This window comes from Alcaligenes faecalis (genome assembly GCF_041521385.1).
Taxonomy (GTDB): domain Bacteria; phylum Pseudomonadota; class Gammaproteobacteria; order Burkholderiales; family Burkholderiaceae_B; genus Alcaligenes; species Alcaligenes faecalis_E.
Genome location: NZ_CP168006.1, coordinates 459247 through 474009, shown reverse-complemented (window position 1 = coordinate 474009; position 14763 = coordinate 459247). Strand labels below are relative to the sequence as shown.

Annotated in this window: 11 protein-coding genes and 1 pseudogene; 4 read left to right on the top strand and 8 right to left on the bottom strand. The window is 56.6% G+C overall.

Going from position 1 to position 14763, the window contains the following annotated elements; translation table 11 throughout:
• Positions 1-172: 172 nt before the first annotated feature.
• Positions 173-1450 carry a polyamine aminopropyltransferase gene (speE, locus tag ACDI13_RS02215; RefSeq protein ID WP_316988993.1) on the top strand — a complete coding sequence of 426 codons (1278 nt, stop codon included), beginning with the start codon at positions 173-175 and terminating at the stop codon, positions 1448-1450.
• Between the two features lie 245 nt (positions 1451-1695).
• On the opposite strand, the gene ACDI13_RS02210 is transcribed toward speE, so the two are convergent.
• Entirely contained in the window at positions 1696-2628 is a 933-nt protein-coding gene (locus ACDI13_RS02210) for a LysR family transcriptional regulator (protein WP_316989023.1), read from the bottom strand.
• A gap of 234 nt (positions 2629-2862) precedes the next feature.
• Between ACDI13_RS02210 and ACDI13_RS02205 the strand changes: the two are divergent.
• A pseudogene (locus tag ACDI13_RS02205) lies at positions 2863-3174 on the top strand (serine hydrolase); the annotation flags it as partial.
• Positions 3171-4391 carry an MFS transporter gene (locus tag ACDI13_RS02200; protein WP_372372653.1) on the top strand — a complete coding sequence of 407 codons (1221 nt, stop codon included), beginning with the start codon at positions 3171-3173 and terminating at the stop codon, positions 4389-4391. The pseudogene ACDI13_RS02205 and the gene ACDI13_RS02200, both read left to right, overlap by 4 nt.
• A gap of 63 nt (positions 4392-4454) precedes the next feature.
• Here ACDI13_RS02200 and ACDI13_RS02195 read toward each other — a convergent pair whose 3' ends face one another.
• A complete protein-coding gene (locus ACDI13_RS02195; protein ID WP_316988992.1) occupies positions 4455-6164 on the bottom strand; it encodes a sulfate adenylyltransferase in 1710 nt (569 codons plus the stop codon).
• Positions 6161-6595 carry a hypothetical protein gene (locus ACDI13_RS02190; RefSeq protein WP_316988991.1) on the bottom strand — a complete coding sequence of 145 codons (435 nt, stop codon included), beginning with the start codon at positions 6593-6595 and terminating at the stop codon, positions 6161-6163. Before ACDI13_RS02190 ends, ACDI13_RS02195 begins: the two co-directional genes overlap by 4 nt.
• 30 nt (positions 6596-6625) lie before the next feature.
• On the opposite strand from ACDI13_RS02190, the gene ACDI13_RS02185 reads away from it, so the two are divergent.
• Positions 6626-10069 carry a PAS domain-containing hybrid sensor histidine kinase/response regulator gene (locus tag ACDI13_RS02185; protein WP_316988990.1) on the top strand — a complete coding sequence of 1148 codons (3444 nt, stop codon included), beginning with the start codon at positions 6626-6628 and terminating at the stop codon, positions 10067-10069.
• Here ACDI13_RS02185 and ACDI13_RS02180 read toward each other — a convergent pair.
• The 5 genes from ACDI13_RS02180 to ACDI13_RS02160 all read right to left on the bottom strand — a co-directional run bounded on the left by ACDI13_RS02180 (position 10056) and on the right by ACDI13_RS02160 (position 14760).
• Positions 10056-10718 (bottom strand): response regulator transcription factor, encoded by a 663-nt coding sequence (locus ACDI13_RS02180; protein WP_316988989.1) that lies wholly within the window; start codon positions 10716-10718, stop codon positions 10056-10058. The two genes, ACDI13_RS02185 and ACDI13_RS02180, sit on opposite strands and share 14 nt — an antisense overlap.
• 128 nt (positions 10719-10846) lie before the next feature.
• A complete protein-coding gene (locus tag ACDI13_RS02175; protein ID WP_316988988.1) occupies positions 10847-12511 on the bottom strand; it encodes a cation acetate symporter in 1665 nt (554 codons plus the stop codon).
• Positions 12508-12819, bottom strand: coding sequence for a DUF485 domain-containing protein (locus ACDI13_RS02170; RefSeq protein WP_316988987.1), 312 nt, complete (start codon positions 12817-12819; stop codon positions 12508-12510). The genes ACDI13_RS02175 and ACDI13_RS02170 overlap by 4 nt, the downstream gene beginning before the upstream one ends.
• Positions 12820-13211: 392 nt before the next feature.
• Entirely contained in the window at positions 13212-14048 is an 837-nt protein-coding gene (locus ACDI13_RS02165; RefSeq protein ID WP_316988986.1) for a MurR/RpiR family transcriptional regulator, read from the bottom strand.
• A 208-nt stretch (positions 14049-14256) separates the two neighbouring features.
• A complete protein-coding gene (locus tag ACDI13_RS02160; RefSeq protein ID WP_316988985.1) occupies positions 14257-14760 on the bottom strand; it encodes a nucleoside 2-deoxyribosyltransferase in 504 nt (167 codons plus the stop codon).
• Positions 14761-14763: the final 3 nt, after the last annotated feature.

Below are 14763 nucleotides of genomic sequence, written 5' to 3'. Positions count from 1 at the left end.
TTCTCTAAAATAGGGTTATTTTCATATATTTAAGTTTGATATAAGGTACAATTTGCGCTCTTTTCGATGAAGCGAGGTGATCGCCTGTTCAGGTGCACCTCGCTTTGAAGTTTTTATGTTGCGGTCATCTCGTTGGTAGGGAGCGCAAAATCCGTTAAAGGAGCACACGATTATGCAAGGCTTGCACTTGACCGCAGACCTTTACCAATGTGCATGCAGCCCGGAGCTGCTGATCGATGCCCAGAAACTGGCTGATTTTTGCCGCCAGCAAACGATTGATGCAGGGCTGACGATTGTTGGTGAGGAGTGGCAGGCATTTCCCGAGTTTGAAGGGCAGCCCGGTGGTGTCACCGGTGTACTGTTGCTGGCCGAGTCCCACTTGGCCATTCATACCTGGCCCGAGCGTGGTGGCGTGACGTTGGACGTTTATGTCTGCAACTTCATGCAGGATAACTCGGGCAAGGCGACCGGCCTGATCAACGGAATTGAACAGGCTTTCAAGCCCGGCCAGGCCCAGCGTAATCGCTTGTGGCGCGGCGAGGCCGACGGCCCGGCTCATGCGGGCGAGTTGCTGACGGAAAACCTGAACCAGGACGCCTTGTACGGTTTCCGCTTTACCGAGCGTTTGTTGGAGCGCCAGACGGCTTTCCAACGTCTGGAATTGCTGCGTTCCGAAACCCTGGGTACGACCTTGCGCCTGGACGGTTGCATGATGACCTCCGAGGCTGAAGAGTTCTTCTACCATGAAGGTCTGATTCACCCGGCTGCCATGGCTCATCCCAATCCTCGTCGCGCCCTGATCGTGGGCGGTGGTGATGGCGGAGCCCTGGAAGAACTGTTGAAGTACCCCAGCCTGGAGCGTGTGTCTCTGGTTGAACTGGATGGTGAGGTGATTGAGGTAGCTCGCGAACACCTGCAGTCCATTCACAAGGGGGCATTTGATAACCCACGTGTGCAGATTCAAATTGCAGACGGTGCGCAGTTCCTGGCCACGACGCAGGAGCAGTTTGATCTGATTTATCTGGATCTGACCGACCCCGAAACTCCGGCCGGTCCCTTGTACACCGCTGAGTTCTTTGAGTCCTGCAAACGCGCGCTGGCAAGCGGTGGTGCTTTGGTGTTGCACCTGGGTTCGCCTTTCCACGAAAGCCAGCAGGTCAAGAATCTGAGCTCCTCCTTGGCCAGCGTGTTCGCCCAAGTGCATGGCTACGGGCTGCATATCCCGCTGTACGGCTCTTACTGGGGGTTGGCGATTGCTTCTGATGAGTTGAACCCGCGTACGTTCTGTGCCGAGCAAATTCAGGAGCGTCTGGAGCAGCGTATGAGCAGCGAGAACCAGGATTCCCTGCAGTTTTACAACGCTGATCTTCATGGTGCCTTGTTTGCTTTGCCTACGTTCTACCGCCGTCTGATGCCGGTGAACGAGACCAATCTGGAAGAGGTCTGTTAGGCTGCCTGCGATATATTGCCAAAGCTTGGCGATCCGTTGACTGTGCAAGAAATAAACCCCCTGGTCTCAAGCAAGATCAGGGGTTTTTTTTGTCCAAGATGCTGCCAGTGCATCATGTGCCGCACTGAGTCAAAGTCTATACAGCAGGTTCAATGGCTGAGACTAGGTCAATATCTGCTCAGGCGGTGCGTCAAAATCTCGCCCTAGGGCAGGCGTGGGAAGTGGAGCGGATTGAGGGTGGGCATTTATTGGCCGTTCACGCGGTGGGGTTTGGTTTGTGGCTTGTCCAGAGCAGCCGGAAACACATGAGCGCACAGGAAATCGACGAAGGCTCTGACCTTCGGCGAAGGATGTTTGCTGGCGGGCCAAAGGATGTAAAAAACGCCAGTTCGCTGGGCATGATCGGCCAGAACAGTCTGCAGCCGCCCATTTGCCAGAGGTTCTCTGATCGAGAACTCTGGCAGGTAGGCGATGCCTAAGCCCTGCAGCGCAAAGCACAGGCGCGTCTCAATGTTATTGCAGATCATCGAGGTGGGGAGCGTCAGTTCGGGTTCATCTGCAGCGCGGCGTAGCGCCCACGGCTCTAGTTTGCCGCTGTTGGGAAAGCGGTAGTGCAGGCAACTGTGCGCCAGTAAATCGGCAGGTACTTGGGGTATTCCTTGCCGCGCCAGATAGTCGGGTGAAGCGACCAGCATCGAATGAAAAGAGCCAAGCCGACGGGCGGAAAGGCGCGAGTCAGTTGGGTCGCCCGTTCTGACTACGGCGTCGAAACCTTCCTCGATCACATCAACGAGCCGGTCGCTGAAATCCAGGTCCAGTTCGATCTCTGGGTACTCGCGCATGAACTCGCCGAGCACGGGCAGTAACAGCGAGCTGACTAAAGGTAGGCTGATTCGCAACCGGCCATGCGGCATAGTCGTCGCCTGCGACAGTTCCTGTTCTGCCGCCTCGATTTCGGCAAGGATGCGGCGGCTGCGCTCCAGGAACAGCGAGCCCTCGGCTGTGAGTGAGACACTGCGAGTGCTACGGTGGAACAGGCGCACACCCAGCTTTTCCTCCAGCCGCGCCACACTCTTACCGACCGCAGAGGCCGACACGCCCAGCAGTCGACCCGCCGCAATGAAGCTGCGTACTTCAGCCACTTGGACGAACACCACGAAGCTGTTGAGACTGTCCACCATCACCCCTCAATTACGGACATAAAGTTCCGCTTAAAACGGAACTCTACCTGACTTTTTCTTTAATTTCAGGCTTTCTATCATGACGTTTGGGTCTATTGATGAAAGGAATTACCTGTGATGACTTCCGTAATTACGCGATGCGCCGACGCCCCGCCTGCGCATCTTTCCACCCGTGTACAACAGGCACTGGACCAAGGCCGCCTGGTCGGTGTGGTCGTGCTGGTAGCCCGCGGCGGCCTGCTGCCCAGCAAAATGGTCGCGAAAATGGGAAGGGACCAGACGAAGGGCCACGAATTGCCGGATGCACCGGGGTTCGGGTTTGGGCTGGGCTTTTCGGTCCTGCGCGACCGGATGCTGGCTGCATCGCCCCAGTCCAATGGAGCCTGGCGCTGGGGCGGAGCCTACGGTCATTCATGGTTCGTCGACCGGGCGCAAAGGCTTAGAGTGCTCGCCTTCACTAATACTTTGTACGGGGGCATGTCTGGCCGCTTTGTCACGGATTTGCGTAATGTGGTCTATGGTGCCTTGAAGGTGGGGCAATGAGTACTACCTCTATGAACAGCTCAGCCTGCTTGCAGGAATGCAATGAGGCACTTGTGACCCATCAGGATCGTCTGCCGCTTCCTGCCTTGCTGGCCTTGGCGATGGCAGCCTTCATCACGATCCTGACCGAAGCTCTGCCTGCCGGCTTGTTGCCTCTGATGGCGCAAAGCCTGATGGTATCCGAGGCCTTGGTTGGCCAACTCGTCACCATTTACGCGATTGGCTCACTGCTTGCCGCGATTCCCTTGACGGTGGTCACGCAGAGTTGGCGGCGTCGGTCTTTGTTGCTGATCGCCATCAGCGGCTTCGCTGTTGTCAATACGGTGACTGCTGTTTCTGACAGCTATGCCATCACACTTGTCGCCCGTTTCTTTGCCGGTGTATTTGCAGGACTGTTGTGGGCCTTGGTGGCTGGCTATGCGGCCCGCATGGTGCCTGAACACCTGAAGGGCCGCGCCATCGCAATCGCCATGGCAGGTACACCGATTGCACTTTCTTTGGGCATCCCAGCCGGCACGTTTCTGGGTGCGGCCTGGGGCTGGCGCGTGACTTTTGGTCTTATGAGCATTCTGACGGTGATTCTTGTGGTCTGGGTGATTGCCAAGGTGCCAGACTTTCCTGGCCAAGTGCGCGGAAAGGGGGTTGCGCTCAAGACGGTTTTTGCTTTACCAGGTATTCGGCCGATTCTGTTCGTTACTCTCGTCTATGTGCTAGCCCATAACATCCTCTACACCTACATTGCCCCCTTTCTCGTTCCGGTTGGCATAGCGGATCGGATCGATCTCGTCTTGCTGGTTTTTGGCGTAGCCGCGCTACTGGGCATCTGGATTGTGGGTGTGTTGATCGACCGCTGCTTGCGTGAACTGGTGTTGATCAGCATGATGCTGTTCGCACTTGCCGCGCTGACACTTGGGCTTGCAGGCACCGTACCGGCTGCTGTCTACGCGTCTGTCGTCGCCTGGGGGCTAGCCTTTGGCGGTTCGGCAACGCTCTTTCAAACGGCCTTGGCCAAGGCGGCAGGGAAAGCCACCGATGTGGCGCAATCCATGATGGTGACGGTCTGGAATATCGCCATTGCCGGCGGTGGAATTGTAGGCGGCATTCTGCTCGAAACCTTTAGTGTGTCTGCTTTCCCATGGAGTGTGCTGGTCCTGCTTGTCGCGGCATTAGCGGTCACTGGAGTTGCCCGCTCACATGGCTTTCCATCATCGAAATAGGTATCTGCCAGGGGCGTCCTGCCCGATCTCAATCCGAGCAGGACGGTGTGGCAAGATACCGCCTTATTCCTTATCCGCCCCACGATAGCGTTGGTAAGGCAGGACGTTCCAGGTGCGTGTGCTTAGTTGCTTGGCAGAAATCACCGCCGGAATGTCATCCAGCAAGCTGCGGGCCGAATGCAGCTCGCGCACCACTTCCTGTTTGTCCTGATACATGAATTCGTCTGAGGCCTCTTGTGGTGCTTGCTGTTGCTTTTCCTCCAGATCGTCGATCAGACGCTCTTGCTGGAAGCGTAGGGCGGCGCGCGCATCCTCAATCCAGGCGGCTTGCATGCTGCGGTTGTGGTCCACGACGGCGCTGTACTCGGTGTACACCCCCTTGTAGATATCCTCCGCATGGTGCCGCACGTCGTGGCTGGCGATTTCCAGATCGCGCACCGTCAGTTGAGATGGGTCCAGTGCTTCACTACGCTTGGCCCCGCCCAGACGGGTGTACTGGGTGTAGTAGGGGAACATGCTCTGGATGACTTTGCTGACGGGCTGGATGGCTTCGCCTTCTTCGCACAGCCCCTTGGGTTGCACGCCCTGCATGGCCGGCAAAATGGATTCGGGACGGCAGATTTCCTTGGGTGGCATGATGCCGTGACGCAGCATCTCGCGAATGCCGGTGCCGGAGATGGTCAGCCTGAAGCGATCATCGTGCGGGCAGGTCTCGGAAGTGGCATGGCAGGCGCAGCGCGTGCAGTAAAACACCTCATGGAACAGGCGCACATCGATGCCCATTTCCTTGGGGCTGAACTGGTCGAAAATACTGTGGCTGGCGTACTTGTCGTAGTAGCTGCCTATCCCGGCGTGATCCCGACCAATCAGGGCGTGGGTACACCCATAGTTCTTCATGATCAGGGCATGCAAAATGGTTTCGCGCGGGCCCGCAAAAATATAGGTGACACGCAGCGGCGAGAGGATGGCGCGGTCCTTGGGGTAGTAGGTATCCAGCACATTGCGGTAGGCCATCATGCGGAACTCATGGCGCACGTATTCACGTTTGGCCATCTCTACGAGTGGTTGCAGGAACAGGCCATCAATCCCCTCCAGCGCATTGCGGTGAATGTACTCGTGACCCCGGTGTAGCGGGTTTGCGCCGGTGATAAAGCCTGCCACGGAATTGAATTTCTTTTCTTCGTAGAACAGACGCCAGGTGTCCTTAGGTTCGCGACGCAGCTTCTCGAACGGGCCCCAGTCCACACGTTGCAGCAGGTGCAAGGTGCCGCCCAGAGACACATCGCCCATGCGGCGGTAAATGGAGTCCACACCGGGGTGGTTTCTGTCCGTGGTGCCAAACAATTGCTGGGCGCGCTGCTCCTTGTCGTAGGAGAAAATGTCCTCGATGCTCAGGATGGCAACCGGCTCGTTGTCGCTATTGGTCAATGCCACTTCAGAGCCGACTGAAAGGCCTTTGATAATGTCGCGGTTGCGATCGCCAATCGGGGCGAAGCTCAGCGGCACAGGCCACACCACACCATTACTCAAGCGACCCTCTTTGAGCACGGAGTTGTAGTCGGCCTCGTTCATGAAGCCCTTGTTGGGAGAGAGCACCCCGGTGGCGATCATCTCGATGGTGATGACCGCCTCCAGATCCACGCGGATGCTGGGCAGGGAGCGCGCGCGCTCGATCTCGTCTTTTACCCGATCTTCCGGGACAACTTGATTGACCAGCGTTCCACCATGCGGCTGCTGGGGGTAGCGGTCAACGTTCAAGGTTGAGTGCTTCATCTTGCCTCCTTTAATGTGCCCCGCGTGACGATGAAAGATAGTTTTTGTGTCGGGGCGTTTTTCGTTTGCGAGTGATAGATGAGTTTTAGGCCAGGGCAAAAGCCCATGAAGCTCAAACGCTCTATTTCTTTTTGTGATGTCAGACGAAAGCTCTTCGTCCAAACAGGTGATGCAGCGCTGGCTTGAATACGGCCTGCGCATCGTTTTGCTGCGCTTGTTAAATGCGACATAAGGACAGGAATGCAGGCATCGTTCCGGGTTTGTCGGTGCGGGACGTGATCCTCACCGTGGCTCATGATGCTGCGGGTGCTGCCTGCCCCAAGAGATTTGTCCTGAAATTCAAATTGGGTATAGGTGATAAGCCCTAGCCATGCAAGGCCAGATCCCGCAGGAACTGCCTTAGTATTACTCACAATCGCGAGAAAAATCATCGCGTTATACCAAAGTAGGAGACCGTGCTGATGACGCCAGCTTGGGTGGTGTTGGCTTCCTTGATTTACGCCGCCATTTTGTTCGCTATTGCCTGGTTCGGGGACAGGCATCCCTTGTATACCCAGCGCCCGTGGTTGCGACCCACGGTCTACAGTCTGGCCCTGGCTGTGTACTGTTCTTCGTGGACCTTTTACGGGGCGGTCGGCTCGGCCGTGCGCTATGGCATTGGCTTCTTGCCTATTTATTTAGGCCCCCTGCTGATGCTGCTGTTTGGCTGGCGGATTATCGAACGCCTGGCGATGGTGGCTCAGTCCCAGAATACGGTGTCCATTGCGGATTTCATGGCCAGTCGTTATGGGCGTTCGCAGCGCCTGGCGGCCATGGTCGCGGGGATTGCGGTGGTGGCGGCTGTTCCGTATCTGGCCCTGCAATACAAGGCGGTCGCCTTGAGTTTGAGCGTGCTGGCCGGGACGGAGTTTCATACGGGTTTATTAGGCGACCCAGCCTTGTATGTTGCCATTTTGATGGCCTTGTTTGCCATTCTGTTTGGAACGCGGCAGGTGGATGCCACCGAGCACAGACCGGGTTTGATGCTGGCCGTGACGTTTGAGTCGGTGGTGAAACTGGTGGCGCTGGTTGCCGTTGGTTGGTTCGCCTTTCGCTGGTTTGGCGAAGCTGAACTCAATATGGTGGGAGCCGTCACCACCTTGTTCGAGAGCAGTCCACCCGTGGGCTTTGTAGGGCAAACCTTGCTGGCCTTTGCCGCCATTATTTGTTTGCCCCGTCAGTTCCATGTGGCCATTGTGGAGTGTGGTGATGTGGTGGATATACGGCGGGCGCGCTGGTTGTTCGGTGCGTATCTGCTGGTGGTCAGCGTCATGGTTTTGCCCATTGCTGCGGCAGGTGTCAGCTTGTTTGGCGTCGGGGGCGAGGGCGTGGCACCGGACAGCTTTGTGCTGGCCTTGCCTTTGTCGCAAAACCAGGTTGGCCTGGCCTTGATGGTTTATATAGGTGGCTTTTCGGCGGCAACCGGCATGGTGATTGTGACCAGCGTGGCGCTCTCAACCATGGTCAGTAATGACTTGGTGATGCCCTTGTTGCTGCGTCGTGGCTGGGCGCAGTATCAGCAAAGCACGGTGGCTTCCACGGTGTTATGGATACGTCGTGTTGCCATCATGGCGCTGGCGGGTGTGGCTTACGGCTATTACATGCTCAGCGGCAGCGACACGACCTTGGCAGCCTACGGCTTGATGGCTTTTGTGGCGGTTGCGCAGTTTGGGCCGGGCTTGATCGGTGGTTTGTATTGGCGTGGCGCCAGTCGGCAGGGGGTGGAGGCCGGGCTGCTCTTGGGCTTTGCCATCTGGGTTTACACCTTGCTTCTGCCGACCCTGACCGAGGTGGGCTGGTTGGCGGATGACTGGTTGCATCAAGGGCCTTTGGGACTGTCCTGGTTACGCCCTTATCAACTGTTTGGCGTAGAAGGTTGGGACCCGCTGACGCATGGTACGTTCTGGTCCTTGCTGTGCAATATCAGTGCCTGCTTGTGGGTGTCCTGGCGTCGACCTCCGGGCTTGGGAGAACGCTTGCGTGCCGAGCCTTTTCTGGATCCTTATGCAGAGCGACAAACACTGGCGGCCCGGCATTCTTATGGGGATCTGTCGGTGCACGATCTGCAGGCATTGGCAGAGCGTATTGTTGGCAAGAAAATGGCGCGCCGGGCTTTTGAGACTCAGGCCAGACAGGTCAAGCAAACGCTGGAGCCCGGTTTGCGGGCGGATAGTGCCTGGGTGCATTTTACGGAGCTCTTGCTGGCAGCAGCAGTGGGGGCGGCGTCTGCCCGTCTGGTGCTGACCAGCGCCTTGCGTGGTTCGGGCATGGAGGTAGCCGCCATCATGGCCGTGCTGGATGAGGCGGGGCAGGAGCTGCGTTTCAATCGGGATATTTTGCTGGCGACGCTGGAAAATATTGATCAGGGCGTCAGCGTGGTGGATGCGGACATGTGTCTGGTTGCCTGGAATCAGCGCTATCAGCAGTTGTTCGATTATCCGCCCAGCATGTTGTATGTGGGCCGCTCCGTGGCTGATTTGATTCGCTTTAATGCAGAGCGTGGCAAGGTTGATGGTGTTGAGAGCATAGGGGTGGAGCAGGCCATAGAACGTCGCATTCAATTCATGCGTGAAGGCTCGTCTTATGTGACTCAACGCATGTTGAATGACAAGCAGGTGGTCGAGCTGCGGGGACGACCTTTGCCGGGTGGCGGGTATGTCACCAGTTATAGCGACATCACCCATTACAAGCGTGTGGAACGCGAGCTGCGGGAGATGAACGACAGTCTGGAGCAGCGTGTTGCGGCGCGTACACAGGAAGCGGAGAAAGCCCAGGAGTCTCGCACCCGATTCCTGACGGCGGTCAGCCATGATGTACTGCAACCGATTAATGCGGCACGCCTGTTCGCCTCGGCCTTGCGGGATACCCATGATCTTGCGGAAATGCCCAATCTGGCCGAGCGGGTCGATACTTCTTTGCGTACCGCAGAGGAGTTGCTGGAAGGTCTGCTGGATATTTCCCGTCTGGATGCCGGAGCCTTGAAGCCGGATCTGGGTGTGATCAATGTGCAGCATCTGCTGCAGCATTTGGCGGATCAATACGCTCCTATGGCTGCACGACGTGGTATCCAGTTGCGGGTTCATGCTCGGCCTTTGCAAGTGTATAGCGACCATCGTCTGTTGCGGCGTGTGCTGCAGAACTTCCTGGCCAATGCCTTGCGCTACACCCAGGAAGGACGAGTGGTGTTTGGCGTGCGAGCCCGGGGCGAGGAGCTGGAGTTTCAGGTCTGGGATTCAGGTCAAGGTATTCCGCCGCATCATATTCAGCAGATTTATGCGGAGTTTCATCGTTATGAGCAAGCCTTCGATTGGGATGGCCGTGGCCTGGGCTTGGGCCTGTCCATTTGCCAACGTATTGCGGTCTTGTTGGGCCACACGCTGGATGTACGATCCGAGGTGGGGCGTGGCAGCATGTTCTCCATTCGTGTCCCTTTGAGTCACGCTAGCGAGGCCAGCAGTCATCAAAATAAGGAGTCCAGCAAGCCTGCAGATGGCTTGCCTTTGACGGGCTTGCGCGTGCTGTGTCTGGACAATGATCTGGATATCATGGCGGGCATGGAAGTGCTGCTGGGCCGTTGGGGAGCGGAAATCATCACCGCCAATACAGTAGACAGTGCGTTGGAGAAAATTGTTTTGAACCCTGATGTCTTGCTGGTGGATTACCACTTGCATGATCGGCTGGATGGCTTGCAGGCGCTGCAATTATTGCGCTTGCATTTGCCCCACGCGCAGGGTGCCTTGTTGACGGCGGATGGTAGCGATGAGCTGAAAGCGGCAGCCCGGCAATATGGTTATCTGGTGCTGACCAAGCCGGTAAAGCCCGCTTCGCTACGAGCTTTTTTGACCGCGCAAATTAAAACGTATTAGCGTGCTGGGATTCATCCTGGTTCAGGCCAAGATGACTAGCCATCAGGACGGCCTGGGTGCGGTTGGAGGCGCCCAGCTTACGCAAAATGGCTGTCATGTGCGCCTTGATAGTGGCCTCCGAGACATTCAGCTCGTAGGCGATCTGCTTGTTCAGTTGGCCGGTGCTGAGCATTTGCAGCACGCGAAATTGTTGTGGCGTCAGCTCGCGCAATTTTGCGGCCACTTCGCGCTCGTCCAGGCTGATGCCAGGGGCGGACGAGTTGATTTCCGGTAGCCAGGTGCCGCCGTCCAAAACCACTTGCAAAGCCACGCTCAGTGTTTGTGCATCAATGGATTTTGGGATGAAACCCATGGCGCCGTGATCCATGGCGCGGCGCATGAAGCGGGCTTCTTCATGGGCGGTAACGAGAATGATGGGCAGGGAGGGATAGGTCGCTCGTAAATGAACCAGGGCGCTAAAACCAATTGCCCCTGGAATATCCAGATCCAGCAAGAGCAGATCGGCGTCCGGATGGTCGTCGACCAGGGGATATAAATTGGAGATGCAATCTGCTTCGTAAATGGCCGTGCCGGGAAACAGGCTGGCGACGACGCCTCGTAACGCTTCACGAAATAGTGGGTGATCGTCCGCAATGAGCAGTTCATTCATGTGGGGATTATGCCATGTTCAAGTTTCTGTAATGATGCCTGCCAGGATGAGCTGCACATCCATAAAAACAGGGCACCGAAATGCCCTGTGTTCTGTTTCAGCGTGCTGATTGAATCAGCGTAAAAGCCTTAGTGAGCGCTGGCGCTAGCCGCACCAATGCCGGTTTGACTGCGTACGGTCAGAGCTTCGAAGGCTTCGCGTTCCTTGGCAGCGCGTGCGCTGTTATCCAGGGTCGAGAACAGCCAGATCGAGAAGAAAGCCAGCGGGATGGACAGGATGCCGGGGTTAGGGAAGGGGGTGATAGGCTCGGCAAAACCGAATACATCGACCCATACTGTGCTGCTCAAGACCACCCACACTGTGGCGGTGACCAGGCCCAGGAAGCCGCCAATGGTGGCGCCCCGTGTGGTGCAACCACGCCAGGCAATCGACAGTACCAGAACCGGGAAGTTGGCACTGGCGGCAATGGCAAAGGCCAGGCCCACCATGAAGGCGACGTTCTGGTTTTCAAAGATAATGCCCAGCAAAATCGCCAGCACACCCAGCACCACTGTGGAGATACGCGAAATGCGCATCTGGTCTTTTTCGGTGGCGCGGCCTTTGGCAATGACGTTGGCGTACAAGTCATGCGAAATAGCCGCGGCACCGGCCAAGGCCAATCCTGCAACCACGGCCACGATTGTTGCAAAAGTCACGGCGGCCAGGAAGCCCAGCAAGAGGTTGCCACCTACCGCATTGGCCAGGTGCACCGCCACCATATTGGTGCCGCCAATCAGGTCGGTCAGCATGTTGAAGGAACCATCCGGGCCGGTCTGGAAGTACTCGGGATGCTTGACCAGCAAGGCGATGGCACCGAAACCGATGATGAAGGTCAGCAGGTAGAAGTAGCCAATAAAGCTGCTGGCGTAGATCACGGATTTACGGGCTTCCTTGGCATCGGCCACGGTGAAGAAACGCATCAGGATATGGGGCAGGCCAGCGGTACCGAAGGCCAGGGCAATACCCAGGGACAGCACGTTCAGCGGGTTGCTGCTGACAGCTGCGCCGGGTTCAAGAATGGCGTGTCCGGTAGGGTGTGTTTCCACGGCAGCGGCCAGCATGGCATCGACATCCCAGTAGAACGCAGCCAGAACCAGAATCGTCATCAAGGTAGCACCGAACAGCATCAGCACGGCTTTGATGATTTGCACCCAGGTGGTGGCTGTCATGCCGCCAAAGGTGACGTAGATCATCATCAGTGAACCTACGATGACGACGGCCACGTTGTAGTCCAGGCCAAACAGCAACACGATCAGTTTGCCTGCGCCGACCATTTGCGCGATCAGGTACAGGGCGATGATCAGCAGGGACGCACTGGCCGCCAGAATCCGCATGGGGTTCTGGGACAGGCGAAACGAGGTCACGTCAGCAAAGTTGTAGCGGCCCAGATTGCGCAGGCGTTCTGCAATCAGGAACATCACAACCGGCCAGCCGAACATGAAGCCGATGGCGTAAATCATGCCGTCAAAACCGCTGACGTACACCATGCCCGCAATCCCCAGGAAGGAGGCGGCGGACAGATAGTCCCCGGCAATCGCCAGGCCGTTTTGAAAGCCGGTCAAACCGCCACCGGCAGTGTAAAAGTCGGACGTGGTGCGTGTGCGGCGTGCCGCCCACCAGGTAATGCCCATGGTCCCGGCAATAAAGATCAGGAACATGACAATGGCAGAGGTATTGGCCTGGCCGGGGGAGGCCGCTAGGGCATTGCCGCTGGCCAGACTGAACAGGCCCAGGCTCAGAAGTCGTTTCTTCATGTCACGTCCTTCATGATTTGAGCCAGTAAGGGGTCATACACCTTGTTGGAAATGTAGACGAAGGCGGACACCAGCACGACGGCACTAAGCAGCACAATGGCGGCACTCAGCACACCAATTGTCATGGTCATGGAACCGACAGAGCGGCTGAACAGTTCGGGATCAAAGGCCAGGGTCAAGATAAAACCGGCGTACACAATCACGGTCAAGCCGAAAAAAATCAGGCTCATGCGGTTGCGTTTTCTAAGCAGCTCTTGATAGGCAGGGTGCTGGGTAACTGCCGATACGGCAGTATTGGCTGAGCTCATTCTTATGTCTCCTTATCGAGGTTGATGATTCTTGGCATCGAGCCTCTCTAAACACGGCGTGTACAGAGAGTTGGCGCTTGAGGGCGCTCTGTGTACAGCATGTATAGAACGAATCAACGTTTCCCAACAGGCGACTTTGGTCGTAGATGAGGGGGAGAAGGCTATGGTTTCAGAGCCTTGATGTGGCTGGACGATGGCACGACATTGTGCCGTAATGGGCAAGCGGTGCTGGTGTTGTGCTGGAGAAAGGTGCTCTGATGGCGTGCGACGAAAAGAATGCGATATTTCAATCGGCTAGGGGAAGCAAATGACGCAGGCTCCTTACCGGTACACGATTGACCTATTCTGCCCGGAGTTGGTAGCAGAGGCTGGAACGGGCGCCCTTTGTTTGATCAAAACAGCGCGTCGGCTGTGGCCAGTTCTTGTTCCGATTCATCGCGGCAATCAGCGCCACGCACTTTCAGTATCTCGGACAGCAACAGATGGGACAGACTGGCAACGGCCACTGAGTTATCCGGTAGCGGTTCAGGTCCAGGCTGGCAGGGCAGGGACCAGCGGGTCTTGGGCCGCTCTTTATAATCCTGATCGGTGATCAACACGATGTCTGTGCAGCGTGTTTCCAGGCGTTGGATCAGTTCTGGCATGTGGCTGGGGCGTGGATGCAAATCAAAAACAATCACGACATCCTGGTGCCGGATGTCAGTCTGGTAGTCGGAGACGGTCTGGCCTGCTTCCGGGATAAGCCGTACTCCTGGCATGAATTTTGACAAATGCCAGTGAAAATGTCCGGCCAGAAAGTAGTTTGCCTGCAAACCTACCAGCCACACCTGTCGCGCACGGCCGATGGCCTGGCTGGCCTCCAGCAGAACCGAGTGGGAGAGATGGCGGTAGGTATTGCCCAGCTTGCTATAGCTGTCTTGCAAGTGTGTCTGCAAGGCGGTCTCACTCGCAGACAGCGCTTGGCTGAGCGAGGTGAAGGCGTCAGCCGTTCTCTCTGTGCGAATCTGCTTGCGAGCCGCTTCGTAGTTCGCGTATTCCAGACGCCGGATCAGGCGTGTGACGGTGGCATTGGAGACTTGGGCCAGGCTGGCCAGCTCTGAGGCGTTGTAGCTGGACAGGTCACCCGAGAAGTCCAGCGTGAATTGGGCCAGGCGTCGCTCGGAAGCGGGAAGGTCACTCAGGATGGCGCGTACACGGTCAAGAAAGGAGATGTTGCTGGTGTCTGGCATGGTGCTGGGCGTAGCCCTGTTTTTTTGATTCAAGAAAAGCGGGGGGTGCGGGGAACCTGTTGTTTGGTTCGTGTGGGCGGGTTAAAGGTTTCAGGGCCACATCATACCTGAGAGTCTATTGCGTTTAATTTTGCCAAAATACGTTTAATTTCAAACCTGTTTGAATATTTGTCCTTGATTGCCAAGCAGAATTCTTTCTGCGCATGAATCAGCTGATGGCTTTGAAATAATCCTGCGCGGCAATCAGGGCATCGGTAAACGTACCATGTACGAACTCTGTGCTGATTGCCACCATCAGGTTCGAGGGCAGGCCAAAGTCCTCAATAAGTGCGCCATTGCGATCACGCCATATCCGGCTGGCCGGATCCAGTACGACCGGGCTGTAGTGTTCGCGCACGGTATCCAGAACCGTATCGGCGGTAGAACGGTAGGTGAAAACAGGCAAACCCTGAGCCACGGCATAGCCAATTTCAAAAGCAGTGCCAGTATCAATTTCCGCTCCTCTGAAGGGAGTGATATTCGCCAGTACGGCATCGGCCTGATCCAGCAGGCGGATATTGTGATGGTAGATGGATGAAGCCTCGATTTCTTCCTGATCAACGGGATGCAAGGGCTTGAAGCCAAAGTCTCGTACCCATTGCTTGTGCAGCTTGGCGCGCTCGGTGGCATCGCTAAAAAACACGTCAGGACCCGCTAAATAGATACGCTTCATCTT

What these genes read in the sequence shown, in the direction of transcription:
- speE (WP_316988993.1), top strand. Translation starts at nt 173, where the DNA reads ATGCAAGGCTTGCACTTGACCGCAGACCTTTACCAATGTGCATGCAGC.
- ACDI13_RS02200 (WP_372372653.1), top strand. Translation starts at nt 3,171, where the DNA reads ATGAGTACTACCTCTATGAACAGCTCAGCCTGCTTGCAGGAATGCAAT.
- ACDI13_RS02195 (WP_316988992.1), bottom strand. Translation starts at nt 6,164, where the DNA reads ATGAAGCACTCAACCTTGAACGTTGACCGCTACCCCCAGCAGCCGCAT.
- ACDI13_RS02190 (WP_316988991.1), bottom strand. Translation starts at nt 6,595, where the DNA reads ATGATTTTTCTCGCGATTGTGAGTAATACTAAGGCAGTTCCTGCGGGA.
- ACDI13_RS02185 (WP_316988990.1), top strand. Translation starts at nt 6,626, where the DNA reads ATGACGCCAGCTTGGGTGGTGTTGGCTTCCTTGATTTACGCCGCCATT.
- ACDI13_RS02180 (WP_316988989.1), bottom strand. Translation starts at nt 10,718, where the DNA reads ATGAATGAACTGCTCATTGCGGACGATCACCCACTATTTCGTGAAGCG.
- ACDI13_RS02175 (WP_316988988.1), bottom strand. Translation starts at nt 12,511, where the DNA reads ATGAAGAAACGACTTCTGAGCCTGGGCCTGTTCAGTCTGGCCAGCGGC.
- ACDI13_RS02170 (WP_316988987.1), bottom strand. Translation starts at nt 12,819, where the DNA reads ATGAGCTCAGCCAATACTGCCGTATCGGCAGTTACCCAGCACCCTGCC.
- ACDI13_RS02165 (WP_316988986.1), bottom strand. Translation starts at nt 14,048, where the DNA reads ATGCCAGACACCAGCAACATCTCCTTTCTTGACCGTGTACGCGCCATC.
- ACDI13_RS02160 (WP_316988985.1), bottom strand. Translation starts at nt 14,760, where the DNA reads ATGAAGCGTATCTATTTAGCGGGTCCTGACGTGTTTTTTAGCGATGCC.